This is a genomic window from Micromonospora polyrhachis (genome assembly GCF_014203835.1).
In the GTDB taxonomy this organism is placed as follows: Bacteria; Actinomycetota; Actinomycetes; order Mycobacteriales; family Micromonosporaceae; genus Micromonospora_H; species Micromonospora_H polyrhachis.
On sequence record NZ_JACHJW010000001.1, the window covers coordinates 1,214,315 to 1,238,954 of the forward strand.

Annotated in this window: 24 protein-coding genes; 12 read left to right on the top strand and 12 right to left on the bottom strand. The window is 69.8% G+C overall.

Going from position 1 to position 24,640, the window contains the following annotated elements:
• Positions 1-53: 53 nt before the first annotated feature.
• The 3 genes from FHR38_RS04695 (at position 54) to FHR38_RS04705 (ending at position 3,815) form a co-directional block, all read left to right on the top strand.
• Positions 54-911 (top strand): spermidine synthase, encoded by an 858-nt coding sequence (locus tag FHR38_RS04695; protein ID WP_184533075.1) that lies wholly within the window; start codon positions 54-56, stop codon positions 909-911.
• A gap of 76 nt (positions 912-987) precedes the next feature.
• Entirely contained in the window at positions 988-1,908 is a 921-nt protein-coding gene (locus FHR38_RS04700; protein WP_184533078.1) for a DNA-3-methyladenine glycosylase family protein, read from the top strand.
• Between the two features lie 353 nt (positions 1,909-2,261).
• A complete protein-coding gene (locus FHR38_RS04705) occupies positions 2,262-3,815 on the top strand; it encodes a hypothetical protein (protein ID WP_184533080.1) in 1,554 nt (517 codons plus the stop codon).
• Positions 3,816-3,967: 152 nt separating this feature from the next.
• Here the strand turns inward: FHR38_RS04705 and FHR38_RS04710 are convergent, their stop codons facing one another.
• Together FHR38_RS04710 and FHR38_RS04715 are read right to left on the bottom strand one after the other, a co-directional pair.
• On the bottom strand, positions 3,968-4,396 hold the full coding sequence (locus tag FHR38_RS04710) for an SRPBCC family protein (protein ID WP_184533082.1): 429 nt from the start codon (positions 4,394-4,396) through the stop codon (positions 3,968-3,970).
• 99 nt (positions 4,397-4,495) lie between these two features.
• A complete protein-coding gene (locus FHR38_RS04715; RefSeq protein ID WP_184533084.1) occupies positions 4,496-4,708 on the bottom strand; it encodes a hypothetical protein in 213 nt (70 codons plus the stop codon).
• Positions 4,709-4,987: 279 nt separating this feature from the next.
• Between FHR38_RS04715 and FHR38_RS04720 the strand changes: the two genes are divergently transcribed.
• The gene (locus FHR38_RS04720) at positions 4,988-6,079 is read left to right on the top strand and encodes an ATP-dependent DNA ligase (RefSeq protein WP_184533086.1); all 1,092 of its coding nucleotides are present in this window, start codon (positions 4,988-4,990) and stop codon (positions 6,077-6,079) included.
• A gap of 52 nt (positions 6,080-6,131) precedes the next feature.
• Entirely contained in the window at positions 6,132-7,745 is a 1,614-nt protein-coding gene (locus FHR38_RS04725) for an alpha/beta hydrolase (RefSeq protein ID WP_312881837.1), read from the top strand.
• An 8-nt stretch (positions 7,746-7,753) separates the two neighbouring features.
• Here FHR38_RS04725 and FHR38_RS04730 read toward each other — a convergent pair whose 3' ends face one another.
• Positions 7,754-8,062 (bottom strand): hypothetical protein, encoded by a 309-nt coding sequence (locus FHR38_RS04730; protein ID WP_184533090.1) that lies wholly within the window; start codon positions 8,060-8,062, stop codon positions 7,754-7,756.
• A 62-nt stretch (positions 8,063-8,124) separates the two neighbouring features.
• Between FHR38_RS04730 and FHR38_RS04735 the strand changes: the two genes are divergently transcribed.
• Complete coding sequence (locus FHR38_RS04735; RefSeq protein ID WP_184533092.1) at positions 8,125-8,583, top strand: GNAT family N-acetyltransferase; 459 nt, start codon at positions 8,125-8,127, stop codon at positions 8,581-8,583.
• A 79-nt stretch (positions 8,584-8,662) separates the two neighbouring features.
• On the opposite strand, the gene FHR38_RS04740 is transcribed toward FHR38_RS04735, so the two are convergent.
• The 8 genes from FHR38_RS04740 to FHR38_RS04775 form a co-directional block, all read right to left on the bottom strand.
• Positions 8,663-9,034 carry a hypothetical protein gene (locus tag FHR38_RS04740; RefSeq protein WP_184533094.1) on the bottom strand — a complete coding sequence of 124 codons (372 nt, stop codon included), beginning with the start codon at positions 9,032-9,034 and terminating at the stop codon, positions 8,663-8,665.
• 38 nt (positions 9,035-9,072) lie between these two features.
• Positions 9,073-9,291 (bottom strand): DUF6767 domain-containing protein, encoded by a 219-nt coding sequence (locus FHR38_RS33115; protein ID WP_184533096.1) that lies wholly within the window; start codon positions 9,289-9,291, stop codon positions 9,073-9,075.
• Positions 9,292-9,449: 158 nt separating this feature from the next.
• Positions 9,450-11,378 carry a LamG-like jellyroll fold domain-containing protein gene (locus FHR38_RS04750; protein WP_184533098.1) on the bottom strand — a complete coding sequence of 643 codons (1,929 nt, stop codon included), beginning with the start codon at positions 11,376-11,378 and terminating at the stop codon, positions 9,450-9,452.
• Positions 11,379-11,608: 230 nt separating this feature from the next.
• Positions 11,609-12,289, bottom strand: a complete 681-nt coding sequence (locus FHR38_RS04755; RefSeq protein WP_184533100.1) for an ABC transporter ATP-binding protein — start codon at positions 12,287-12,289, stop codon at positions 11,609-11,611.
• Positions 12,286-13,284: an ABC transporter ATP-binding protein gene (locus FHR38_RS04760; protein WP_184539232.1), complete on the bottom strand. Its 999-nt coding sequence runs from the start codon at positions 13,282-13,284 to the stop codon at positions 12,286-12,288. The genes FHR38_RS04755 and FHR38_RS04760 overlap by 4 nt, the downstream gene beginning before the upstream one ends.
• A 5-nt stretch (positions 13,285-13,289) precedes the next feature.
• A complete protein-coding gene (locus tag FHR38_RS04765; RefSeq protein WP_184533102.1) occupies positions 13,290-15,971 on the bottom strand; it encodes an ABC transporter permease family protein in 2,682 nt (893 codons plus the stop codon).
• On the bottom strand, positions 15,968-19,156 hold the full coding sequence (locus tag FHR38_RS04770; RefSeq protein ID WP_184533104.1) for an FtsX-like permease family protein: 3,189 nt from the start codon (positions 19,154-19,156) through the stop codon (positions 15,968-15,970). Before FHR38_RS04770 ends, FHR38_RS04765 begins: the two co-directional genes overlap by 4 nt.
• A 236-nt stretch (positions 19,157-19,392) precedes the next feature.
• On the bottom strand, positions 19,393-19,602 hold the full coding sequence (locus tag FHR38_RS04775) for a hypothetical protein (protein WP_184533106.1): 210 nt from the start codon (positions 19,600-19,602) through the stop codon (positions 19,393-19,395).
• Between the two features lie 159 nt (positions 19,603-19,761).
• On the opposite strand from FHR38_RS04775, the gene FHR38_RS04780 reads away from it, so the two are divergent.
• Positions 19,762-20,745 carry an LLM class flavin-dependent oxidoreductase gene (locus tag FHR38_RS04780; RefSeq protein WP_221448912.1) on the top strand — a complete coding sequence of 328 codons (984 nt, stop codon included), beginning with the start codon at positions 19,762-19,764 and terminating at the stop codon, positions 20,743-20,745.
• Between the two features lie 245 nt (positions 20,746-20,990).
• On the opposite strand, the gene ligD is transcribed toward FHR38_RS04780, so the two are convergent.
• Entirely contained in the window at positions 20,991-22,019 is a 1,029-nt protein-coding gene (gene ligD / locus FHR38_RS04785; protein WP_184533108.1) for a non-homologous end-joining DNA ligase, read from the bottom strand.
• A gap of 112 nt (positions 22,020-22,131) precedes the next feature.
• On the opposite strand from ligD, the gene msrB reads away from it, so the two are divergent.
• The 5 genes from msrB to FHR38_RS04810 all read left to right on the top strand — a co-directional run bounded on the left by msrB (position 22,132) and on the right by FHR38_RS04810 (position 24,478).
• Positions 22,132-22,545, top strand: coding sequence for a peptide-methionine (R)-S-oxide reductase MsrB (msrB, locus tag FHR38_RS04790; protein ID WP_184533110.1), 414 nt, complete (start codon positions 22,132-22,134; stop codon positions 22,543-22,545).
• A gap of 171 nt (positions 22,546-22,716) precedes the next feature.
• Positions 22,717-22,977, top strand: coding sequence for a metallothionein (locus FHR38_RS04795; protein ID WP_184533112.1), 261 nt, complete (start codon positions 22,717-22,719; stop codon positions 22,975-22,977).
• A 45-nt stretch (positions 22,978-23,022) separates the two neighbouring features.
• The gene (locus FHR38_RS04800) at positions 23,023-23,583 is read left to right on the top strand and encodes a GNAT family N-acetyltransferase (RefSeq protein ID WP_184533114.1); all 561 of its coding nucleotides are present in this window, start codon (positions 23,023-23,025) and stop codon (positions 23,581-23,583) included.
• Positions 23,584-23,612: 29 nt separating this feature from the next.
• Positions 23,613-24,062: a helix-turn-helix transcriptional regulator gene (locus FHR38_RS04805; protein WP_184533116.1), complete on the top strand. Its 450-nt coding sequence runs from the start codon at positions 23,613-23,615 to the stop codon at positions 24,060-24,062.
• A 5-nt stretch (positions 24,063-24,067) separates the two neighbouring features.
• Positions 24,068-24,478, top strand: a complete 411-nt coding sequence (locus FHR38_RS04810; protein ID WP_184533118.1) for a VOC family protein — start codon at positions 24,068-24,070, stop codon at positions 24,476-24,478.
• The last annotated feature ends 162 nt before the right edge of the window (positions 24,479-24,640 follow it).

Sequence of the window (24,640 nt, forward strand, 5' to 3'; positions counted from 1 at the left end):
GATCCGCTCCATCCGCCGCGACCCGGTTTCCGCAGCCGGGGATACTGGCACGCGTGGCACGTAAACGGGGGTCTGACCGGGTGGTCGGCGAGGTCGACACGGGTCTGGCCGAACTGGTGCCCGACCCGGACCGGCCGCACTCGTTCACGCTGCTGCTGGACGGGACCCCGCAGTCGCACGTCGACCTGTCCGACCCGACGCACCTGGAGTTCGAGTACGTCCGCCGGATCGCCGCCGCCATCGATCTGCTCGCCCCACCCGGTCGGCCGGTGCGCGTACTGCACCTGGGCGGTGGGGCGCTGACCCTGCCCCGGTACGTCGCGGCCACCCGCCCCGGCTCCAGTCAGCGAGTCGTCGAGATCGACGGTCGGTTGGTCGAATTGGTTCGACGGGAGCTGCCGTGGTCGGCGCAGGCCCGGATCCGGGTCCGGGTGGGCGATGCACGCCAGGTGCTCACCGAGGCCCGCGACGGGGCGTACGACCTGATCGTGGCCGACGTCTTCGCGGGTGCCCGTACCCCGGCGTCGCTGACCTCGGTGGAGTTCGCCGGTGAGGTGGCCCGGGTGCTGGCCCCCGACGGCGGCTACCTGGCAAACCTGGCCGACGGGCCGCCGCTGCGGTACGCCCGCGCGCAGGTCGCCACGGCCCGTGCGGTGTTGCCCCGGGCCTGCCTGATCGCTGACGCCCCGGTGCTGCGCGGCCGGCGCTACGGCAACCTGGTGCTGGTCGCCAGCCGGGTCGAGCCACCGGTTCCGGAGCTGACCCGGCGGGCGGCGGGCGACTGGTTCCCGGGCCGGGTGTTGGCCGGCGAGGACCTGGACCGGTTCGTTGGCGGGGCCCCGGTGGTGGTCGACGCCTCCGCCCAACCCTCGACCCCACCACCACCCGGAGCGTTCGGCGTCACCCGTTGACCGCGCCGCGCACTACCGGCGGTCGCCACTCCCACCCAGCCCCGCTGATCGACTGTGGGCGTGACAGAGTGGGCCGGTGACCGAGACCGAGCCGGTGCTGGACCGGACGTTGCGTCCGCCGGACGGCTACCGGTTCGCCGCTTCGGTCCGGCTGTTGGCGATGGGCGCGCACGATCCGTGTGCCCGATTCGTCGACGGGGTGTTCTGGTGGGCCACCCGAACGCCGGACGGCCCCGGGACGTTGGCCCTGCGGCGAACCGGTGGGGATCTGGTCGCGGCCGGATACGGGCCGGGCGCGGCCTGGGTGGTCGAGCATGCCGACGCGGTGGCCGGGCTGCGCGACGACGTGTCGGGGTTCGCGGAGTTGGCCGCCGGCCATCCGGTGGTCGCCCGTCTGGCCCGCGACCATCGGGGGCTTCGGCTGCCCGCCACCGGCCAGGTCTTCCCCCGGCTGCTGCGGGCGATCTGCGAGCAGAAGGTCACCGGCACGGAGGCGTTCCGGGCGTACGCGGCGACGGTCCGGCACTTCGGCCGTCCCGCTCCCGGACCGGTACGGTCGCTGTGGGCACCGCCGAAGCCGGCCGACGTGGCGGCAGCGCCGTACTGGGTGTTCCATCCGTTCGGTCTGGAGCAGCGACGGGCCGACACCCTGCGGCGGGCGGCGGCGGTCGCCGGCCGGCTGGACGCCTGCACCACCTCGGCCGAGGCGACTCGGCGGATGACGGCGATCCCGGGTATCGGCCGATGGACGGCTGCGGAGGTGGTCCGGGTCGCGTTCGCCGACGCGGACGCGGTGAGTGTCGGTGACTTCCACGTCCCGAACATGGTGGCCTGGTCCCTGGCCGGCGAGGCCCGGGCGGACGACGCGCGGATGCTCGGGTTGCTGGAGCCGTTCCGGGGGCATCGTGGCCGGGTCTGCGTACTGCTGGCGGCTGCTGGGCGATATGCGCCTGCCTTTGGGCCTCGAATGCCATTACGGTCGTTCGCCCGTTTCTGAGCTGACCAAAAGCTGTCTGGGATATCCGCCCCGATTATGCGACGTCCGGGGCGGGCTGCGCGCTATGTACGATTCCTGTCCGTAACGAAAATGCGACTCTGCACGGTTTGTCCAGCCGAAAGATACTGCGGGCCGGACCCGGCATTCTCGTCCGTGGAGTCAGGACTCATGGTCTTTGCCCGATCCCTCCGCAAAGAAAAATGAACCCGATGTGTAGTTGATTCACGAACGCCCTCGCCAAGCAGAACACCGCTTTACGGTGACTGTTAATGGCTACAGCCTATTTGTAGCCTTGCGCACCATCTGAGTGGTGCGGCCGTGTCTCGTATGGAAGTAGAGCAGGAGGACGTCCGATGTCCGAGCAACGCGGAAACCCCAAGGACTCCGGCCAGCCAGCAGCACGGAAGAACAGGCGACGGTCCCGGTGGTTCTTAACCGGGGGTCTGGTGGCCGGAAGCCTGGTGGCCGGGGCGGCCGGCCTGACCGGCGTACTGGCGCTGGGCGGACCGGAAGGCACGAAGAACCTGGGGCTACCGAACCTGCCCGACGTCTTCAACAGCGCCCGCCCGGCGGGCGACGAAGAGGGCGGCCAGGGGCAGAAGAACAAACACGCCGACAACCAGGGCGACGAGCGCCGGGGCGGCGAGGGCAGCCACGAGAACGGCGAGGACTCGCGCAAGGGCGGTAACGGTAGCAGTGGCGGCGAGTGGAAAGGCAAGGGCAAGGGCCCGAGCCAGGGTGGCCAGGGCCACGACTCGAACCGCGGCGACGAAGAGGACAAGTACGCCAAGCCGGTGCGCTGCCACACCGATGACCTCATCGCTGCCATCGTCAGGGCGAACGCGGGTGACGGTGCCACGCTCAAGCTCGCCGAGAAGTGCACCTACACCCTCACGGCGTACCAGAACGGTGGCGGTCTCCCGACGATCGTTCAGCCCATCACCATCAAGGGCAACGAATCGAAGATCGTCCGCGCGGCCAACGCCGCCGCGTTCCGGATCTTCACCGTCGGCAGTGGCGGCCAGCTCACCCTGGTCAAGACCACCGTGGAGGGTGGTTCCGACACCACCGCGGACGGTGGCGGCGGGATGCTGGTCCAGACCGGCGGCAGCGCCAAGCTGATCGACAGCACCTTCAAGCGCAACACCACGGTCACCTCCGGGGGCGCGATCGCCAACCAGGGGACCACCACCCTGGTCAAGACCGCCATCGCCAACAACAGCGCCTCCGTCTCGGGTGGCGGCGTCTTCAACGGTCGCGGCGGCCTGTACGTCGAGGACTCCTGGCTGACGTCCAACAGCACCGGCGGTAACGGCGGTGGGTTGGCCAACAACGGCGGGGTGGCCACGGTGAGCAAGACCGAGATCATCCACAACAACGCGAGCACCGGCTTCGGTGGTGGTCTCTTCAGCGGCAATGGGGCCACCAGCACCGTCAAGCACAGCAACCTCGGCAACAACACCGGTCTCACCGGCGGTGGTCTCGCCAACCTCGGCTCGACCACGACGCTGCAGGACAGCAAGGTAACCCGCAACACGGGCACGGCTGCTGGTGGCGGTGTCACCAACAACGGCACCTTCGTGGCCGTGAAGAGCGAGATCAATGGCAACACCACGCGGGGCGACGGCGCTGGCATCAACAGCAGCGGCGGTAGCGTCATCCTGCGGGACAGCCAGATCGAGTACAACAGCGCGAACGGTACGGCCTCCCGGGCGGGCGGCATCTTCAACTCGAACAGCGCGCTCTCGCTCACCCAGACCAAGGTGATCGAGAACAACGCCAACAACCAGCCCGGTGGCATCTGGACCAACGTCGCGCCGACGGTGGACCAGAAGTCGGTCATCATCAAGAACCGGCCCACCAACTGCGTCGGTAGCCCCGTCGCGGTGCCCAACTGCTTCGGCTGAGCCTGCTCACCGGGGTACGCCGGTGGGATGGGACCGCCGAACAGGACGGTGCTACCACCGCACGAGCAACAGGCGCATCCGGCTCCGTCCGGGCTGATCAGCCAGATCGGCCCGTCGGCGGAGCCGGATGCGCCGTTTCGCGTACGACCAGGTCACCCCGCCAGGGATTCGCAACGGCGCTTCAGCCCCGCCGCCTCCAGGTGCAGATAGCGCCGGGTCAACGAGGAGACCAACCAGCCGACCAACGGGGCGAGCAGGCCGGAGTGTTCGATCGTCAACTCGGCGCGTACCCGGTCGGAGGCGGCCGGCACGATCCGATGGCCTGCCACGGTGGTCACCCCGCCACTGGTGGCGGTCCAGACGAAACTGTTCTCCGGATCCAGTTCGGTGACCCGCCAGACTGCCGGGCGAAGTCGGGGCTGCTCCAGCCGGGTCCGACTCCCCACGGCCAACGGCCCCTCGTCGAGGCGTCGAACCCGGGAGACCGATCCGGACCACTCCGGCCACCGCTCGACCTCGGTCCAGACGGCCCAGACGACCTCGGCGGGCGCAGCGATGTCGACTGACTCCTCCGCTCGCATATCCATAGACTAACGTCGCAGAATCGAAGCCGGCCGACGGGGCAGCCGACCTCACGCAGACTATTCAGGCTCAGCCGACCTCACGCGGACCGGTCAGGTTCAGCCGACCTCACGCAGGTCGGCCAGGGTCAACGGCGTACGGGCCCGTAGCAGCGCCTCCAGGTCGGTGACCGTGGCAACCTCGCCCAGCACGTCCCGACCACCACCGACCTCGACCCGGTAGAGCCGGACCAGGCGGTACAGGTATCGACCATGGATGCGCTCGACGCTGATCTGCCAACGTCCGCAACAGTCGCAGACCCATCCCCGCATCCGGCGAAGATAGCTCCGACCAGCGCTTCTACCGACCAGCGTCGGTTAGCTCAGTGACTTTTGGGGCTGCCGGGGCAGGTGTGACAGGTGACTTGGCACACGTCGCACGTCGCACGTCGGCCGGTCCGAGTCGGCGAGCGATGCTCTCCGACCACGACCACGACCAACGACCAACGACCAACGACCAACGACTAGGGCCACGACCAGGACCACGACCAGGGCGCGAAGGCTGGCCTGTCGATGGCTTTCTGTGACGTACCTGTCTGGTTGACTGACTGAATGCAGCTGCCGATCAACCCACCGGTCGAACCGATGCTGGCCAAGAGCGTGCCGCAGCTTCCCAGCGCCGACGGCATGACCTACGAGCCGAAGTGGGACGGGTTCCGGTGCATCGTCTTCCGCGACGGTGACGAGGTCGAGCTGGCCAGCCGAGGCGGCAAGACCATGACCCGCTACTTTCCCGAGGTCGTCGCCCAGGTCAAACGGCAGTTCCCGACCCGGTGCGCGATCGACGGCGAGCTGATCCTGATCCGGCGTGACGGTCCGGACGGCGCTCCCCGACTCGACTTCGAGCTGCTCAGCCAGCGCATCCACCCGGCCGCGTCCCGGGTGCGCATGCTGGCCGAGACCACCCCGGCCGACTTCGTCGCCTTCGACGTGCTCGCCCTGGACGACGAGTCCCTGGTCGACCTGGAGTACCCGGCCCGCCGGGCCCGCCTGGCGGCCGCGCTGAAGGATACCGTCGCGCCGGTGCACCTCACCCCGGTCACCACCGACCCCGAGACCGCCCGCCGCTGGTTCGAGATCTTCGAGGGTGCCGGCCTGGACGGGGTGATCGCCAAACCGGCCGACCTGCCGTACACGCCGGGGAAGCGACTCATGTTCAAGGTCAAGCACGCCCGCACCGCCGACGTGGTGGTGGCCGGGTTCCGCTGGCACAAGTCCGGCCCGGTGGTCGGTTCGCTGCTACTCGGCCTCTACGACGAGGCGGGCACCCTGCACCACGTGGGGGTCTGCGCCTCGTTCACCGCAGCCCGCCGTGCCGAACTGCTCGACGAGTTGGCCCCCTACCGCAGCGACGTGGTCGACCATCCGTGGGTGGGTGGCGACGAGACCAGTGGCCAGCGAATTCCCGGCGCGCCGAGCCGGTGGACCGGCACCAAGAACCTGGAGTGGGTGCCGCTGCGGCCGGAACTGGTGGCCGAGGTCGGCTACGACGCGATGGAAGGCGACCGGTTCCGGCACACCGCCCAGTTCGTCCGCTGGCGGCCGGACCGCCAGCCGCGCTCCTGCGGGTACGCCCAACTCGACCGCCCGATCCGCTTCGACGTCGACCACGTGCTCGCCGGTGATCCGACGGCGACGGCCTGACCAACCGGCAGCACCGGTTAGCCTGATGATCGAGATGATCTGGAGGAGTCAGGTGTCCTCAACCCGCCGTACCCCCCGTGGTGGGCAGCCGCGTACCCGCCCTGGTGCCCGGTTTGCGCTGGCCGGCGTGCTTGCCGCCACGCTGGCCGTCTCCGGCTGCACCCTGCCGAAGCTCGGTCGCGACGACGGGGACTCCCACTCCCGCCCGCAATCCGGAAACGGTCCGCAGTGGCGACCGTGCCCGGAGACCGCCCGGGAGCTGACCGGCCGCACCGCACCCGACATGACGTACGAGTGCGCCACCATCGCCGTACCCCGGGATTGGCTTGCCGCCGGCGCGGCCGGGGCCACCGCGAGCCCCGGCGCTCCCAACACCTTCGACATCGCCCTGCTCCGGGCCCGTTCCGGTAAGCAGCGGGACCGGATCGGTTCGCTGGTGGTCAACCCGGGCGGTCCGGGCGGCTCGGGCGTCGACATGGCGGTCTACCTGTCGTTCGGCCCCAACTTCGGCGGGCTGCCCGACGAGGTGACCCGGCGGTTCGACATCGTCGGGTTCGACCCACGGGGTGTGAAACGGTCCAGTCCGATCAAGTGCATCCCGGACGCCGACCTGGACGCCTCCTTCGGTGCCGACCCGGACCCGGCCGACCGGGCCGAGTTCGACGAGCAGCTGGCGCTCAACAAGCGGGTCGGCACCGGCTGCGCCGACAAGTACGGCGACACACTCCGCCTCTACTCCACCGAGCAGGCGGCTCGGGACATGGACGCGGTACGCACCGCGGTCGGCGACGAGAAGTTGACCTATCTCGGCTACTCCTACGGCACCCTGCTCGGCGCGACGTACGCCCAACTCTTCCCGCGCAACATCCGGGCGATGGTGCTCGACGGCGCGATCGACCCGCAGGAGGACTTCCTCGCCGGTTCGGAGGGTCAGGCCAAGGGCTTCGAGCGGGCCTTCGACAACTTCGCCAAGTGGTGCGCGCGGACGGCGGGCAGTTGCCCGATCGCTCCGGATGCCCGCGCCGCGGTGACCAGCGCGATCGACAAGGCACGATCCTCGCCGGTGCGGGGTGCGGGCGGCCGGGAGGCCACCGCCGGTTGGGTCTTCTACGCGGTGATCTCGTCGCTCTACAACGAGGCGACCTGGCCCCGGCTGGCCACCGCCATCAAGGACCTGGACGACGGCGACCCGAAGGGCGTGTTCACCCTCGCTGACCAGTACGCCGAGCGCGATCCGGACGGAAGCTACTCGAACATGTTCGACGCCAACCTGGCGATCAACTGTGCTGACGAGGATGCCAAGCCGACGGTCGCGCAGGCGCGGGACCTCCAGTCCCGCTGGCGACAGAAGTACCCGCTCTTCGGCCCGTCGCTGGCGGTGGGCATGCTGGGCTGCGCCCAGTGGCCGGCGCAGCGGGACCCGTACCCGACCGGTCCGGCCACCGGAGCACCGCCGATCCTGGTTGTCGGCACGACCGGTGACCCGGCCACGCCGTACGAGCAGACGCCGAAACTCGCCGACATGCTCGGGGTCGGACGGGTCCTCACCTGGGAGGGTGAGGGACATACCGCCTATCCGCAGACCAGATGCATCACGGAGGCAGTCGACGCGTACCTGGTCGACCTGACGGTCCCCCGCGAAGGGCTTCGCTGCCCGCCCCGGTGATGGTCGGCTCAGGACTTGCGTCGGGCATCTCCCTTCGGAAGCCGGAATCCGCGTTGGGCGAGCCACCCCATGAGGCCCAGTCCGGCGGCCACGAACAGCAGCGTGACCGGGCCGGGCGGCACGATCTGGGCCACCGCCAGGAAACCGAACGCCGCCCCGAAGACCAGCAAGTGGTATCCGTACGCCCGCGCGGAGCCGAACGAGGCCAGCCACCGCTGGGGAGCCCGGCCGGAGACCAGCACGAAGGCCCCCCAGAGGAGGCTGGCAGCGGCCCAGGCAGAGGTGGCCAGCAGTGCGATCTTGTTGATTGGCTCCATATCGCTTCCCCAATCCCGGTGGCGGAACCATCAACATACCTAGCTGTGCCAGGCTCTAGATCATGGAGAAGCTCATCTTCCGGACCGCCCAGCGGGCCGACGTGCCGGCGATCGTGGCGATGCTGGCCGACGACGGCCTCGGCAAGGGCCGCGAGGTGGTGGGTGAGGAGGTGGACGCCGCCTACTGGGCCGCCTTCGCCGAGATGGCCGACGACCCGAACAACACGCAGGTCGTCGTGGAGGTGGGCGGTGAGGTGGTCGGCACCCTGCAACTGACCTACATCCGCTCCCTCACCCGCCGGGGTGGGTTGCGCGCCCAGATCGAGGGCGTCCGGGTACGCGCCGACCAGCGCGGTGCCGGCCTCGGCCGTACGATGATCAAGTGGGCGGTGGACCAGGCCCGCGAACGCGGCTGCAACCTGGTCCAACTCACCACCGACAAGCGCCGGGCCGATGCGCACCGGTTCTACGCGTCGCTGGGGTTCCGGGCCAGCCACGAGGGCATGAAGCTGGTCCTGTAGTCATCGCGAACTCGTGGTTCCCGGTGAAGGGCCACGCTGCTCGGCCCGGTCCCGGTGGCCAACGGGGTCGTCGGTGACATCAGCCCGGAATGTGCCGGCAGCGCTCCTGCTGTCGGCAGCAGGTGTCGGGCCGACCCCAACGGCCGGGCCGGTCCCAACGGACCGTCCGTAGGTAGGGCAACATCCGCCAGGTGAGCCAGAACAAGATCCCGAACCCAGCAACAAAGAACAACAGCGCGTACGGGCCGGGTCGCACGGCTTGGGACAGCCAGACAAAGCCAAACGCGGCGCTGAGCTGCAGATAGTGGAGGCCGTACGCCCGCACTGACCGGAATGGAACGAGCCCACGCTGGGGAGCCCACCCGGAGATCAGCACGAACACACCCCACGCGGCCAGAAACATGCTCAAAAGCAGATTTCCGAAGAGCGCGATTTCCTTCATCCCCGCCATAGCTGCCCCCGTACGGGTGGTGGTGAGCTACCGGGACTCTACCTACCGGCATCAAGGAGGCTTGCTCGCTGCAGCGATGGGCGACGGCTGTTCAGCCGGGCCTGCCGCAACCCCTCGCGCAACTCGTCGTCGGTCATGACCAGATAGACGAGACCGCAGTCCTGCGGACCGGTCACGTCGACCTGGCACAGGGTGCATGGCTCACCCGGTCGGATGGGGCACCTCGCATCCGGCCGGATCCCCGAACGACTACCCATGCGGCTACGGTGCCAGGCGAGTCTGCCCTGGTGGTAGGGCCTATCGCCCCCGACCTTCGGGCAGCCAGGCCCAGCGCCTTCCGGCCGGAAGCTCCTGAGTCGGGAAGCTCCTGAGTCGGGAAGCTCCTGAGTCGGGAAGCTCCGATCGGGCCGGCCGGTTACGGGAAGAGGTAGATATCAAGCCACTGGCCGCTCTGTCCCTCGATCGTCACCTGGCTACTGCTGGACATGCCGCCGTAGGTGCAGGACAGCTCGTACGTCCCAGGGACGACACCACGGAAGGTGTAGACCCCGTCGGGACCGGTAACGGCCTGCATTCCACCTGGGGCGAGCTGGACGACGGCCCCGGCCACCGGCATGAAGGTCGACGTGTCGAACACCGTGCCGGAGAGGCTCACGTCCGTTGTCACGGTGAACTGCCCTGCGGAGATGCGGCCAACGCGGTTCCCGTCGTCAACGGCGACCGCGTACAACGAGCGCTGACCGATGACGCTGCCAACATCGATCGTCACGCTGGCGCTGCCACCGGGCGTGGTCGGTGCCACCTCCGTGTTCACGGTGGCGCCGCCGACGCTGTAGCGGAACTTCGTCACGTTGCTGTCGCCGCCGGCGTCGAATACGACGGTGAGCTGACCACCCACCGAAACGATGTTGCCGTTGGGGAACGAGATCGACGGTTGCAGTGGCACAGCCAGTTGGGCAAGGTTGTTCTGGGTCTCGACGTAGCTGTAGATCCGTACGTCGTCGACAGCCCCGTCGAAGTAGCCGGCATCGACGCCGTTCCACCTGCGCTTGCCGATCGTGACGTCGCCGGTGGCGTTGAACCCACCGGTCAAGACCGGTGTTGAGCTCTGGGCCACGCCGTTGACATAGAGGGTCAACCGCCGGGTGGCCGCGTCGTACACCGCCGCCAGGTGGGTCCATTTTCCGGCCGCCGGCACCGCATCGGACAAAACGGTGAACAGCGGCGAACTGTCCGCGTCCGCACCGGCCATGTCGAAGCGCCACCGGTTGTCCGACCCCGAATAGCCCAGGGCGTAGGCGGCCGTCCGGGAACCGTTGGCCGCCACGACCGTGGACTGCCCGGCCCCACCGGTGGCGGCAAGCCGTACCCGAGCGGTGACAGTGAAGCTGGTGTCGGTACGCACCGGCGTCATCACCGCAGTGTCCGGATGTGGAGTCATTGCCGGCCCGGTGGTGGTCGCGTACGCCGTCGATCCGTTGAGTGACAACGCGCCACCCACGCCGCCCCGGCCGGTTGTCCGGGTCGCGCCACCGGTCAACGTCGCAGTGTTGCCGTGCTGCTGCCCGTCGATAGCGTCACCACTGGCCTCGTCGAAGTTCCAGGTGGCTGCCGGGCCAGCCGGGGCCCGTACCGTGAAGGTGTAGGTCTGCGGGGTCGTCGAGAATCGACCGGCATCGTCCTTCGCCCACACCCGAAGCGTGTTGATTCCGTCGTGCACGGGGTTGATCGTGATCGTCGCACCATGGTCCGTGGGGCGCGCGGGCACAGTTGGGGCGCCGGCGAACACACCCGAGTCAAGCGTCCAGGCGTACTCCTTCACCTCATCTGCCCGCTCCGACGGCGGGGCCACCTCGAAGGCTCCGGGAAGCCCCACCCCGCCGCGCGGCACTCCGTCGGCCGGATAGTCGACCGACGTCACGGTTCCTGGCGCCGGCGGCGGCGTCGTGTCCACGGTGAACTCGCAGATGCCCGACCAGTCACCGAATTCGGACCCATCCCAGGTGCGGGCCTGCCAAACATAGGTCGAGCCGTCGGTGAGCCGCCCCGACGGGATCGTCACCGACACCGACGACGGATTGCCGGCCGACTGGGACACCTTGTCCGTCTCGTTACGTGCCCCACCCTGCGGCCACCAGTAGAACGACGTGGTCAACGACTGCTGACCGGAATCCGGGTCGCCCTGCATCGCGGCCAGGACCGGAGTTGCGGTCAACACATAGGGCCGGGCGGCACCGGTGGCACAAGGCATCCCGTCGGACAGCTGACTGGTGGGTGTGTTCGGAACGGATGCTGCCGCAGGCAAAGCCGGCAGCAGCACCGCGCCAGCCGTGGCGAGGACCATCAGTGCTGCTCGTCCTCGGCCGATCCGCAGGAAGGAACAAGACATCCGGGCACGTTCGCGGAGCATGCAGTCCCCCATGGTCCATCTACAGCACGATGCGGCCACACTACCCGAGAGAGCGACGCGTTCCGATGTTTAAATTGATCAGCCCGGCGCCCGGTCTCGACCGCGGGCGAGCCCCTCCGCCGGGCCCGGTGCTCCACCCGGCGAGGAGAGCACGGGCCCCGCCGCTATCCCTCGACCAGCCGGCCGTCGCGCAGCACCAGGGTCCGGTCGGCCAGGTCGATCAGCGCCGGGTCGTGCGTGGCCACCAGGGCGGTCATCTTCCGGGCGTGCACCACGGCCCGCAGCAGGTCCATGATGGCCCGCCCGGTCTCCGAGTCGAGCTGGCCGGTCGGCTCGTCGGCGATGAGCAGATCCGGATCGTTGGCCAGGGCCCGCGCCACCGCCACCCGCTGCTGCTGACCGCCGGAGAGTTCGTTGGGCCGCTGCGCCGCGTGCGCACCCAACCCCACGAGTTCGAGGAGTACGGACACCCGTTCCTCCCGCTGCGTCGGGGGCACCTTCGTCAGCCGCAGCGGCACGCCCACGTTCTCGGCTGCCGACAGGATCGGGATCAGGCCGAATGTCTGGAAGACGTAACTGACCCTGCTCCGGCGCAGCTCCAGTAGTTCCGACTCACTGGCGGCGGTGACGTCCTGCCCGGCCACCACCACCCGGCCGGTGTTGGGCCGGTCCAGCCCACCGATCAGGTTGAGCAGCGTGGTCTTGCCCGCACCGGACCGGCCCCGGACCGCCACCAGCTCCCCCTGCCGGGCGGTGAAGGACACCTCCCGTACGGCGTGCACCGCTCGTTCACCGCTGCCGAAGGTACGGCTGACCTTCTCGACGCAGACCATTTCCGTGCTCATGCTGTTGTCTCGTTTCGCTCGCCGGGTCGTACGTCGTCCCGCTGACCGGGTCTTACCTCAACGTGATCGGGTTCCAGGTTCAGCCGGACCCGGTCGCGCAACGACAGCGCGTCGACGAAGGCCGCCGGCAACTGCAGCCGCCCCGTCCGGTCGAGCACCGCGTACTCCTCGCTGACCAGTTCGGTGCTGCCGTCGGCGGCCGTCCGGGCGGTACGGCGTACCTCGGAGGCGGTCCGACCGTCGCGGATCGCGACGGTCCGGCGGACATGGTCGGCCACGGCGTGGTCGTGGGTGACCACGACGACGGTGACCCCCAGCTCCGCATTGATCATCTGTAGTGCGCCGAACACCTCGGCACCGGTCGCCTCGTCCAGTTCCCCGGTGGGTTCGTCGGCGAAGAGCACCTCGGGATCGTTGGCCACCGCTACCGCCACCGCGCACCGCTGCTGCTCACCACCGCTGAGCTGGCCCGGCCGACGGTCGGCGCAGTAGCCCACGCCGACCAGGTCCAGCAGCTCCCGGGCCCGCTCCCGGCGGACCCGGCGGGACCGCCGGCCAGCCAGTTGCATCGGCAGTTCGACGTTCTCCACCGCCGTCAGGTAGGGCAGCAGGTTTCGGCCGGTCTGCTGCCAGACGAACCCGACGGTGTGCCGCCGGTAGCGCAGTCGGCTCTTGGTGGACATGGTGAGCAGATCGAAGTCGGCCACCCGGGCGATCCCGGCGGTGGGGGTGTCCAGGCCGGAGAGGATGTTGAGCAGCGTCGACTTGCCCGATCCGGAGGCACCCACGATGGCCAACAACTCACCCCGGTCGATCACCAGGTCGAGCCCCTGAAGGGCGACCACCTCCACCCCCTCGGTCTTGAATATCCGCACCAGGCCGTCGCAGACGATGTGTCCCCGCAGCCGGTCGGCCCCGCCGGCCCGCGCCGCGGCCTGCTCCGCCGCGCGCTGCTGTAGAGAGGCGAGATCGGGTACGGCATTTCGCTCAGCGATGGTTGTCACGGTGTCTCCTCTCCGAGCCGGAGCACGTCACCGAGACGCATCCGACGGTTGATCATGGTTTCCAGCACGGTGGCGACGAGCAGGGCGAGTACGCCGAAGACTCCGATTCCGACCAGCAGCGACGGTTCGAAACCGATCCGTACCGGTAGGCCGTCGGTGAAGGTGGACAACCCGAGCACCGGGGTCAACACCAACGGCAGCAGCGTGCCGACCGCCGCCCCGGTGAGCAGCGAGACTCCCAGCAGTGGAGCGAGCTCCATCAGCAACAGGCCCCGCCACTGCCCGGGAGACAACCCCATGGTCCGCAGCCGGGACAGCACCCGTCCCCGGGCCCGGGCCCCGGCGAGCACCACGAAGGCGACGGCCAGCAACCCGAGGACTCCGCCCCCGACCACCCCGGCACCGAACCCGAAGAAGAGCAGCCCGTTGGCCCCGCCCGCGGCCAACTCGGCACGGACCGTGGACCATTCCGTGAGTACCGCGGGACGTCCCGGCAGCCGGCCGGTTCCCAGGCCACTGCTGTAGTAGCGCTGCTGCCCCGCCGCGCCGGCCTGCTGCAGTGCCGCCGGGTCGTAGCCGTCCCCGGTGACCAGGAAGCCGGTCGGCACGAGTTGCTGGTCCGGTGTGGACGGCAACGCCTGCGCGGGTAGCACCAGGAACCGATCACTGGTTCGGGCGATCATCGGGAAGGTCTCCTCGACCGCCGCGACCTGGAACGGGTACCGCCGGTTCTGGACGGCGATCGCGGCGGGTCCGGACAGTTCGGAGAGTTCGGCGGCGACCTCGGGCGACACCAGGGCGGGCACCGGCCCGGATCCGGCAACCGCCCCGGTCAGCGCTGCCGGCAGTTCGACGGTGATGCCGGCCTCGGCCGCCAACCGACGGAACGCCGACGGGTCCAGCACCAGCACGTGCACCTCGTCGAGGCCGCTCACCCCACCGTCGAGGCGCACGATCCGCTGCCCCGGCTGGCTGGTCAGCCCGGTCACCGCCTGGACGCCCGGCACCGCGGCCAACTCCCCGGCGGTGTCCGGGGCGAACCGGTCGCCGGTGAGCAGCGCACTGGCCGGCACCACATGATCGGCGGCCCGGTCCCGGCCGTCCTCGATGGAGGTCCTGGCGATCGCACAGAACCCGGTGGTGGCCACCGCGAGGATCACCACGACCAACGGGGTGCTGGCGACCGACCGTCCGGCCCGGGCCAGGCCGAGGAAGGCGACGGTGCCCCGACCCCGCGCCGACAACCGCCCGAAGAGTCGTACCGGCCAGGGATAGAGGCGCAGCACGACCAAGGCCACTGCGACGGCGAGCAGCACCGGCACCGAGACCAGCAACGGATCTATGGCTCCGCTGGTCAGCCCGCGTCGATAGAGCAGGACGGTGCCGAGTACGGCGAGCACCAGCACGGAGATCTCCGTCGTCAACCGCCGGGTCAGCCCGGCCGGCCCGCGCGTCTGGCGACGCTGGACATGGCTGGGCCGGCTCAACCCCACGGCCAGCGGTACGGCGGCCGTGATCAACACTGCTCCGAGTGCGACGGACCAGACCGTGCCGCTGGCCCGTCCCGGTACAGCGAGCCCCACCGCCCAGCCGAGCGCCATCGCCAGTGGAACCACCAGTAACGCTTCGGTGAGGCTACGGCCGGCGACCGAGCGCCACCCGCCACCCCGGGCCCGGAGCAGGCCGAACTCCTCGCGACGACGGCGGACGATCAACCCGGCGGATAGCCCGATCAGGCCGGCGAGGGTGGCCAGCACCCCGGCCGAGATGATCACGAGCACGGTCCGCGCCGAGACGAGCGCGGCCAGGAACTCGCGCAGCATCCTGTCGACACCCTGGGTCACCTTCAGGTCGCCCGGCAGGCTGCGGTCCAGCCGCGCCAGGGCGTCGACCAACGTTTCGGTCCGGGTCGCGTCGAACCGGGCCGGGTCGACCCGATAGCGCCACTCGAAACTGGTCGGCAGGACGTTCATCAACGCTTCAAGCCGGACGAAGTTGGTCACCACCACGGCGGTGTGGGGCTGTCCGTCGCCCGGTGGCGGGACCGCCCGCAGGGCGGGTGGCAGCGAGTCCCAGACCCCGTTGCCCGGATCGATCGGCCGGAAGAGGCCGACGATCCTCAGGTCCAGCGAGGGTACGCCGGCCTTGTCTGTCCGTAACCGGTGCCCGACCCGCATGCCCAACTCGGCGGCGGTGCTCTCGGCCATCGCCACCTCGACCGGCGTACCGGAAACCGGGTTGGTGTCCGGCCAGCGACCGTCGACGATAGTGGCGGCCGCCTCGATCCCACTCGACGCGCGCAGCGCCAGCTCGGTCCAGAAACCCTTGCTGTCCGGGTCGAGTCGCGCGACCACGCTCGGCGGGGTCTGGGCGGTGAACCACTCCTCCCCCACCAGCCGACTCAGCTCCGGCGGCATCTGGTTGCGCAGCACCGCCAACCGCTCCGGTCCCTCCTGACCCCGCATCGGCATCGCCATCGTGTAGGTGATGTCCCGACTGGTGGGTGTCTGGGCGGCTATCTGCTCGCGCAGTCCCTGGTCGGTCAGCCGGTTGGCGATCCGGGGCACCGAGGTCACCAACAGGGCGACCGCCATCGCGAGCACCGCCACCAACAGGTAGTGCCCCCGGAACGCCCAGACCCGGCGTAGCGCGCCCATGCCGCCCCCACGCCCCGTCATCGTTCTCCCCCGATCCGTAGTTGCGCAGCGGCGACGCGCTGGCGGACAGTGGCGGCGATCAGGCCGCTGAACAGCATGGCGACCAGCAGCAGCCCGATTCCGATCGCACCAACCGGCAACCACGGCAGTTCGAACGCCGGTTCCGGTATCGGCCGGCCGGCGGCCGGGGTCAGGATCACCATCGGTGCCACGGTCGCGCTGACCACGCTGCCGACGACCAACCCCACCACGACCCCGATGCTGGCTAGGAACGCCTGCTCGGTGACGAGGGCCCGGGCCAGCAGCCGAGGTCCCGCCCCGAGGGTGTGCAGCACCGTCAACTCGGCCAGCCGCCGGCGAGCGGTCGCCCACACGTCGACCCCGAGCCCGACCAGGGCGAGCAGGACGGCACCGAGCGCGGCGGTGAGCAGGCCGCCCCGGGCCCCCAGCCAGTACGGCTGCTGCCCGGCCTCGCGGGCCACCGCCAGCCGGTCCTGCACCGTCGCCTCCGCGAGTTTCGCCACCGCCTCGGCGGCCTCGGTGTGCTGCTCCGGGTTGGTGGCAAGCCACCACTCCGACGGTGGCCGCACCGTCATGCTGCCGTGCAGCATCCGGATCACCGCCGACGGCAGGTCCAGCAGCAAAGCGGCCGGGTCGTCATCAGTGCCGGGAAGTGCCTCCGCCACGCCCAGCACGACGATGGGCACCGCTGCCCCGGAGAGCCGCAACGTCAGGGTCTCGCCCACCTTCGTGCTCAGGGCACTGAGCACGGCCGGGGTGACCACTGCCGGCACCGGGGTCTCCCCCGGGTCACCGGTCACCACGAACCGGATGTAGCCCGGGTTCCGACCGGGGTCGACGATCGGCACGGAGTAGTCGGCGTTCACCACGCCCGGGGTGCCACCGGTCAGCGCGATGTCGTACTGCTTTCCGTCCACCACGGACCACTTGCCGGCCTCAAGGTCGACCGGCCGGCTCGTGCCGTCCGACCGGGACAGGCTCAGCTCGGTCAGGCGTAGCCCGTAGCCGCGGGCCAGCGCGACGCCGACATCGATGTCGAACCCGACGAGTCGCAGCGGCTGGCCCCCGGCGTCGGGTAGGTCGACGGCGAACCGGACCTTGGCACCGGCGCTGTCGGTACGGGCCAGCGGGGTACGCAGGAGCTGGCCGTCCGGGGTGGTGAAAAGGGCACTGGTGGTCACCGACTGCGACTGCCTGGCATCCGACGCGACGATGCTCGCCACGCCGGTGATTTTCCGGTCCTCCCGGGAGAGGTCGATCCCGGCGGCGGCGACCCGGGCCGCGGTCATCCGGTCGAACAGCGCCTGGGGGGTGCCGTCGACCAGCCGCTCGCTGAGCCGCATCACCTGGTTGGCGGTGGCGGTGTCGAGCGCCAGTACGGTGGCCGGGCTCTCCGTCGGGCCGAGCCGGACACTGTCCCGCCAGGCCGGTGCCGTGGCCCGCACCCCGGGCAACGCGGCGAGCTGGGCGGAGCGTTCGGGGCGCGCGACGCCGCCCCGCTCGACGATCCGCAGATCCGCGCCGACCCGGTGATCGGCCTGGTCGGTCAACGAGCGTTCCCAGGTGGCGCTCAGGGAGAAGGCCAGGGTGCCGCTGCCGACGGCGAGTGCCAGCAGGAGCACCGGACCGGCATGTGGCCGGCGACCCGCCTGCCACATGCCGATCATGGTCGCGGTCCAGGGTCTCCGGTCCACGAACCGCTCCGCGAACCGGGTCGCCGGCGGCAGCAACCGCAGCGCGATCACCGCGCCGGCGAGCACGCCCAGGATGGGTGCGGCGGCAAGCAGCGGGTCGATCCCGAGGCTGTCCCCGGTACCGGCCAGCGGGGAGGAGTACTGCCGCAGTTGGAACCAGGCCAGGACCGCCAGCGCCACCAGCGCGATGTCGACACTTGCCCGCTGGACCGTCGCCGACCGGTCGGGCCGGGACCGGGCGGCCAGATCCGCGATGTAGGTGGTACCGCGCCGCAACGCCGGGCCAAGCATCATCAACAGGCACCCGCCCCCGGCCACGCCCGCCACCAACCAGGTGAGCAGGGTGAGCTGCGGGTCGAGCGACAGCCCGGAGAGCAGGCTGCTGCGGTCGGCGTACCGCAACGCCTGTCCGGTCAGCAGCGGGGCGAGCAGCGCACCGGGCAGCACCACCAGCGCCGCTTCCCGGGCGGCGAACCCGGCCAGTTGACGGCGGGCCGCCCCCCGGGCCCGCAGCAGGGCGTTCTGCGCCCGTCGGTCCTCGTTGAGCAGTGCCGCGACGAGCAGCAGCGCATACCCGCCGATGACGACGATGAGCAGCAGCGGGGTGAGCAGGGCGGACCGGCCGACCAGGTCGGCCCGGGCCAGCCGCTCGCTGAGCTGACCGATGGCGGTGAGCGCCTGCCCGGAGGAGTCGAGGCCAGCCTTGGCCGGCAGGTCGGCGGCGGCGGCCTCGGCGTCCCGTACGACGTCGGCGAGCACGGCCGCAGCGGCTCCCCGAAGGTCCGGCTCCACCAGCCAGCTCACCGAGGTCGTACCGGTGAAGGTCTTGACGAAGTCGGCCGAGTCCAGCACGAACGGCCCGTACGCGGTGGACGAGCTGATCACGTCCGGGGCGAGTAGCCAGTACGGGTCCTGCACGTCCCGGGGGCGCCAGATGCCGGCCACCACGACCTCGCTGGCCTGTTTACTGGCTCGGTCGGTGAGCGGAATCCGGCCGCCGACGGTCACCTCCAGCCCGGCGGCGACCCGCTCCGGCAGCGCGACCTGAGTCGGGGTGCCGCCGGGTGCCGGCCAGGTACCGGCTACCAGTTCGGCGTGCTCCGGCAACCCCTCCAGGGTCACCATCGCGGCGAAGACCGGTTCGCCACTGCTGGGTGCTCCCGCGCCGAGGTCACCGGTCAGCTCCCGACCGGTGCCGTACCGGGCGGTGGTCACCGTCGCCGGCAGGCCACCCAACCCGGCGGTGAACCGGGCCCGGACCGCCGTGTCCCGACCAGCGAAGTCCGCCGGGGTCCGGCCGGCGGATCCACTGATCAGCAGGCTCCGCTCCGCTGCGGGCGCGGACCGCACCACGTTGGCCTGACCGGCTTCGATCGCCTGTTGGTTGTAGCTGGCCAAGCCGGTGACCAGCACGGTAGCGACAGCCGCCGCCACCCCGGCTGCCAGCAGAAGTCCCCTAGCCTGGCGTGCCCGTCGTAAGACCAGCCTCATGAACGCCTCTCCGGGCTCCCCACGGAGCCGACGCCGAAGAGACTCGGCATCCGTCCGGGAAGGTTGGACGCGTTACTTGATCGTTACCTATCGGCATCCCCGTCAACTCCACCAGGGCTCGGACCAGGTCGTTGGGCGCGGTAATGCGGGCTGAGCGCGGTAATGCGGGCTGAGCGCGGTAATGCGGGCTGAGCGCGGTAATGCGGGCTGAGCGCGGTAATGCGGGCTGAGCGCGGTCATGCTCGGTGGCGGATCAGTCCGGTGGTGGGCGCGAAGCTGAGGTCGCTGTGGTCGTAGCCGGGGTATTCGTTGGCGAGGGCGGCTGCTCGGTCGGCGAGGTGGCGGGCGGTGGTCGCGTCGTGGTGGGTGGCGGCGGAGATGGCGGCTTCGACCAGCAGGGTTCCGGCCAGGGCGGCATCGTCGGAGGCGCGGGCTTGTGGAGCCATCCCAGCCCTACCTCAACGGGAGGCTCAAGGCCGAGTCGACTTGACCTGTTCGAGGGACGCCCATCGACGCCTGCCGCCTTGGCTATTCGTGTGTCTACTCGAATCCGCCGCATCAGAGATATTGTCCGGGTCCGACTAGATTGATCATCAGGAGTGCCAGTGATTCGGCCCAAGATCGGATTCCAGATCCCGTGTCGGCTGCCAGCACCGGAGATCGCCGCGTTTGCGAGCTCGGTTGAGCAGGCTGGGTTCGATGAGGTGTGGGTGGTCGAGGACTGCTTCTTCGCCGGCGGGATTGCCGCCTCGGCGATGGCGTTAGCTGCGACCACACACATCACGGTCGGCATCGGGATTCTGCCGGCGGTCACACGTAACGCGGCCTTCACCGCGATGGAGGTTGCCGCGCTAGCCGAAACGCATCCGGGCCGGCTCGTCTGTGGACTGGGTCACGGAATGCGAGACTGGATGCGCCAGGTCGGCGCGGCACCCGCCTCGCCGCTGAGCGCGCTCGGCGAGCACCTGGACGCGGTCCGCCGGCTCCTCGCTGGCGAGAAGGTCACCGCACAGGGCCGCTATGTGCGGCTGGACCATGTGGCCCTGGAGTTCCCACCCCGACAGCCGCCGCCGGTCATTGCCGGGGTACGCGGTCCCAAGTCGCTTGAGGTGGCGGGCCGTTACGCCGACGGAACGCTGCTGGCCGAGCCTGTCACGCCGGCCTACCTTGCGGCGGCTCGCGCCTCGATCGAGCGTGGGCAGGGCGGCGACCGGCGCCCGCACCGGATCACCGCATACGCGTTATGCCACCTTGACGAGGACGCGGCGACAGCCCGCGACGCTGTGCGTCCGCTTCTGGCCGACTCAATCACCGAGCCGGCGTGGTCAGCCCATCTCAACCCGTTGGAACTGGCCGGGCAGCTCGCTGAGATTGCCGCGCTCCCCGAGGCCGAACGCGCCGCAGCCGTACCGGATTCGTGGGTCGACGAACTCGCCGTAGTTGGTACTCCGGCCGACTGTGTCCGCCGGATTCGCGAACTGCACGCTGCGGGTGCGAACAGCGTCGTACTCTCTGCGGTCGGCGACCCTCGGAAGCAACTCGACCGCGCAGCGGCAATGGTCGGCATGCTGACCGATACTCCGTCCTGACTGCACCGAGGGCACGGCGTCCAGGTCCAAATTCGGGTCAGTGGTCATAGGCGATCACGGATCGGGTGCGATTTGGTCGGCTCCGTGGCCCTGGTCGGGTGGGTACGCCCGCTGCCGCTTCCCCGAGCGCCGGTGATCATGAACCTATGTACGTTAACGGCCCGTTGTGACGCACATAGGCTCATGACCACCTTGTCGGGTCTGGCGGGCTGTTGGCCGGGCCTCGGGACGTTTCGGCCTACGACCTACGGCCTGCGGTCGCGGGCCTTCGACGGCTGGACCCGCTTTGGTTCGCCAGGCATCTTCGGATGGTCCGGCGGGTAGGGCAGGTCGCCCGATCCGGCCTGGTCGTCACGCTCGGCCCACTCCAGCAACGGGGTGATGTCCCACGGGGTGTCGTCGATGCCGGCATGCGGGTCACCCGTCTGCGCGAGCCGTTGCGGCACCGTGACCAGGTCGAAGTCGTCCGGCTCGACCTCGGTCAACTCTTCCCAGGTGATCGGGGTGGAGACGGTGGCGCGGGCGTTGGCGCGAAGCGAGTACGCGCAGGCGATGGTGCGGTCCCGAGCCATCTGGTTGTAGTCCAGGAACACCCGCTCGCCGCGCTCCTCCTTCCACCAGGCGGTGGTCACCAACTCCGGGCGGCGGCGCTCCACCTCCCGGGCGAACGCGATCACCGCCCGGCGCACCTCGACAAAGGTCCACCGGGGGTGGATGCGGACGTAGATGTGCACCCCGCGCCCGCCGGAGGTCTTCGGATAGCCGGTCGCGCCCAGCTCGGCGAGGAGTTGGCGTACCTCACCGGCGGCCGTCACCGCGTCGACGAAGTCGGTGCCCGGTTGGGGGTCCAGGTCGATGCGAAGCTCGTCGGGGTGGTCTACCGCGGCGGCCCGCACCGGCCAGGGATGGAACACGATGGTGCTCATCTGCACCGCCCAGGCCACATGTGCCAGGTCCACCGGACACAGCTCGTCCGCGGTACGACCACTCGGGAACCTGATCTCCGAGGTGCGCAGCCACGGCGGGACGCCCCGGGCCGGCACCCGCTTCTGGAAGAACATCTCCCCGCCGAGCCCGTCCGGGAAGCGTTGCAGCATGGTGGGGCGGTCCCGCAGGGCTCGCAGGATCCCGTCCCCCACCGCCAGGTAGTAGTCGAAGACGTCCCGTTTGGTGAAGCCGCGGTCCGGGAACACGACCCGGTCCGGGCTGCTCAGTCGTACGGTGTGCCCGGCCACCTCGACCTCGACGGCCTGCGCCTTCGTGCTACCACCCATTTCGCGACCATAGGTCACGGGTGGGACAGAAACCAGGCAACGCCCGGCAGCACCGACCGACAACTGGCCCGCCTCGCCAGCCGATGATCACCGATCGTCGTACCGTTGGGGCATGGCTGTTGACCGCAACGATCTGCCCACCTCTGAGAACGAGTGGCGGGTACGGCTCGCCCCGGAGGAGTTCCGGGTGCTGCGCCAGGCCGGTACCGAACGTCCATGGAGCGGCGAGTACGTCGAGACGAAGACTCCCGGTATCTACCACTGTCGGGCGTGTGGCGTGGAACTGTTCGCCAGCGACACGAAGTTCGACTCGCACTGTGGCTGGCCGAGTTTCGACCAGGCGCTGCCGGGCGCGATCCGGTACGTCGAAGACCGCTCGCTCGGCATGGTCCGGACCGAGGTGCGCTGCGCCAACTGCGACTCGCATCTCGGCCACCGGTTCGAGGGCGAGGGCTATACGCCTCGGGACATGCGGTACTGCATCAACTCCGTGTCCCTACGCCTCGAACCCGGCGAACCCGCCTGAGCTGTTTCCCGCCGTTCGCCCTCGAACCGCAGCCGATTCCAGCGTTCGCCCTCGATCGCAGGCCGGTTCCGGTGTCTTCGCCCTCGACGGGCTGATTTCGCCGTTCCGGCCCTCGATCCCGCTCCGGTACCGCACCCTTGACACAGGTTGCGGTGAATCGGGGGTTTTGTCATGGCTACCTGCGAGGTCTGCGGTAACGACTACTGGATGTCGTTCGAAGTGCACACCGTCAGCGGCGACGTGCACGTCTTCGATTCGTTCGAGTGCGCCGCCCACCGGTTGGCGCCAATCTGCGAGCACTGCCAGTGCCGCATCCTCGGACACGGTGTCGAGGTCTCCGGGCGGTTCTTCTGCTGCGCGCACTGCGCCCGCAGCGTGGAGACGGTCGAAGGTGCCAAGATCCGCGACGCGGTCGGGGCCCACCCGGTGTGAGGTAAGGAACGACCCGGGCACTCCACCACCGCCTACGATCGCGGAATGCCCTCCCAGCCCGCCCAGTTTCACGTGGCGCACTTCGCCGACCTGGACACCCGTACGTGGCACGACCTGCTTCGACTCCGAATCGACGTGTTCGTGGTGGAACAGAAGTGCCCATACCCGGAACTCGACGGGCGGGACGTCGAGCCGGGCACCCAGCATCTCTGGCTGTCTCAGGACCGGGACAGCGTCCCGGTGGCCTGCCTGCGCCTGCTCACCGATCCCGGGGGCATACGACGGATCGGCCGAGTCGCGGTGGCGAAGGCGGCCCGTGGCCACCGACACGCCGACCGGCTGATGACGGAGGCGCTCGCCCTGGTCGGAGCGGACCCGTGTGTGCTGGACGCCCAGTCGTACCTGGTCGCCTTCTACCAACGGCACGGGTTCGCCGTCACCGGCCCGGAGTACGTCGAGGACGGCATCCCCCATCTGCCCATGCGCCGCGACCCGCAGCCCGGCCTCCCGAACACGTCGTCGCCGACCTCACCGACCTCGCTGACCTCGCCGGGGCCACTCCCGAACGCTCCGCAGACCAGCAGTGGGACGTGCCTATCCGGGTGAACAACCGCGACTGTGGCACGATCGGGCAGGTGAGCAGCAGTCCCCTCTCGGCGCAGCGGCTGAGCGACCTCGTCCGGCTGCGCCGCGTCCGCGACCGGATCGACCGGGAGTATGCCCAGCCGTTGGACGTCGAGGCGCTCGCCCGTGGGGCACACATGTCGGCCGGGCACCTCAGTCGTCAGTTCCGGCTCGCCTACGGCGAGTCGCCGTACTCCTATCTGATGACGCGGCGTATCGAGCGTGCGATGGCGCTGCTGCGACGTGGCGACCTCAGCGTCACCGAGGTCTGCTTCGCGGTCGGCTGTTCGTCGCTGGGCACCTTCAGTAGTCGCTTCACCGAACTGGTCGGTGTGCCGCCGAGTGTCTACCGGCGTCAGGCGACACGCACGATGGCGGGGCTTCCGTCCTGCGTGGCGAAGCGGGTGACCAGACCGATCAGGAATCGAGAAGCACCGGCCATCGGGGGGTTACTAGCGTGATTGCCATGAACCTCACCATTCACTCGAGCTTCCTCCCGCACACCGACCCGGACGCCTCCCTGGCCTTCTACCGCGACGTCCTCGGCTTCGAGGTCCGCGGTGACGTGGGCCAGGGCGAGATGCGCTGGATCACCGTCGGCCCGGCGAACCAGCCAGACACGTCGATCGTCCTGCACCCGCCGACCGTCGACCCCGGCCTCACCGACGACGAGCGCCGCACCATCCTGGAGCTGATGGCCAAGGGCAGCTACTTCGGCGTCAACCTGGCCACCAAGGATCTTGACAGCACCTTCACCCGGCTCCAGGCCAGCGACGCCGAGGTCGTCCAGGAGCCGACAGAGCACCCGTACGGCGTCCGCGACTGCGCGTTCCGCGATCCTGCGGGCAACATGATCCGCATCCAGGAGTCGCGCTGAGCCGTCCGGCGGTCTAGCCATGCTCCTCTGCCGCACTCGGTAGCCATGCCGTGCCTGGCGGCACGTTCGTCGGCTTCGCCCCGCGCCGTGACCGGGCGTGGGGCGAAGTGCACAGGGCTCGACCACGCCGACAACGGCAAACCCGACAACGGCAAACCAGGC

Excerpts from the sequence above, each read along its gene's own strand:
- FHR38_RS04705 (WP_184533080.1), top strand. The coding sequence starts at position 2,262 with ATGTCCGAGCAACGCGGAAACCCCAAGGACTCCGGCCAGCCAGCAGCA.
- FHR38_RS04710 (WP_184533082.1), bottom strand. The coding sequence starts at position 4,396 with ATGCGAGCGGAGGAGTCAGTCGACATCGCTGCGCCCGCCGAGGTCGTC.
- FHR38_RS04715 (WP_184533084.1), bottom strand. The coding sequence starts at position 4,708 with ATGCGGGGATGGGTCTGCGACTGTTGCGGACGTTGGCAGATCAGCGTC.
- FHR38_RS04720 (WP_184533086.1), top strand. The coding sequence starts at position 4,988 with ATGCAGCTGCCGATCAACCCACCGGTCGAACCGATGCTGGCCAAGAGC.
- FHR38_RS04730 (WP_184533090.1), bottom strand. The coding sequence starts at position 8,062 with ATGGAGCCAATCAACAAGATCGCACTGCTGGCCACCTCTGCCTGGGCC.
- FHR38_RS04735 (WP_184533092.1), top strand. The coding sequence starts at position 8,125 with ATGGAGAAGCTCATCTTCCGGACCGCCCAGCGGGCCGACGTGCCGGCG.
- FHR38_RS04740 (WP_184533094.1), bottom strand. The coding sequence starts at position 9,034 with ATGGCGGGGATGAAGGAAATCGCGCTCTTCGGAAATCTGCTTTTGAGC.
- FHR38_RS33115 (WP_184533096.1), bottom strand. The coding sequence starts at position 9,291 with ATGGGTAGTCGTTCGGGGATCCGGCCGGATGCGAGGTGCCCCATCCGA.
- FHR38_RS04750 (WP_184533098.1), bottom strand. The coding sequence starts at position 11,378 with ATGGTCCTCGCCACGGCTGGCGCGGTGCTGCTGCCGGCTTTGCCTGCG.
- FHR38_RS04755 (WP_184533100.1), bottom strand. The coding sequence starts at position 12,289 with ATGAGCACGGAAATGGTCTGCGTCGAGAAGGTCAGCCGTACCTTCGGC.
- FHR38_RS04765 (WP_184533102.1), bottom strand. The coding sequence starts at position 15,971 with ATGACGGGGCGTGGGGGCGGCATGGGCGCGCTACGCCGGGTCTGGGCG.
- FHR38_RS04770 (WP_184533104.1), bottom strand. The coding sequence starts at position 19,156 with ATGAGGCTGGTCTTACGACGGGCACGCCAGGCTAGGGGACTTCTGCTG.
- FHR38_RS04775 (WP_184533106.1), bottom strand. The coding sequence starts at position 19,602 with ATGGCTCCACAAGCCCGCGCCTCCGACGATGCCGCCCTGGCCGGAACC.
- ligD (WP_184533108.1), bottom strand. The coding sequence starts at position 22,019 with ATGGGTGGTAGCACGAAGGCGCAGGCCGTCGAGGTCGAGGTGGCCGGG.
- msrB (WP_184533110.1), top strand. The coding sequence starts at position 22,132 with ATGGCTGTTGACCGCAACGATCTGCCCACCTCTGAGAACGAGTGGCGG.
- FHR38_RS04795 (WP_184533112.1), top strand. The coding sequence starts at position 22,717 with ATGGCTACCTGCGAGGTCTGCGGTAACGACTACTGGATGTCGTTCGAA.
- FHR38_RS04800 (WP_184533114.1), top strand. The coding sequence starts at position 23,023 with ATGCCCTCCCAGCCCGCCCAGTTTCACGTGGCGCACTTCGCCGACCTG.
- FHR38_RS04810 (WP_184533118.1), top strand. The coding sequence starts at position 24,068 with ATGAACCTCACCATTCACTCGAGCTTCCTCCCGCACACCGACCCGGAC.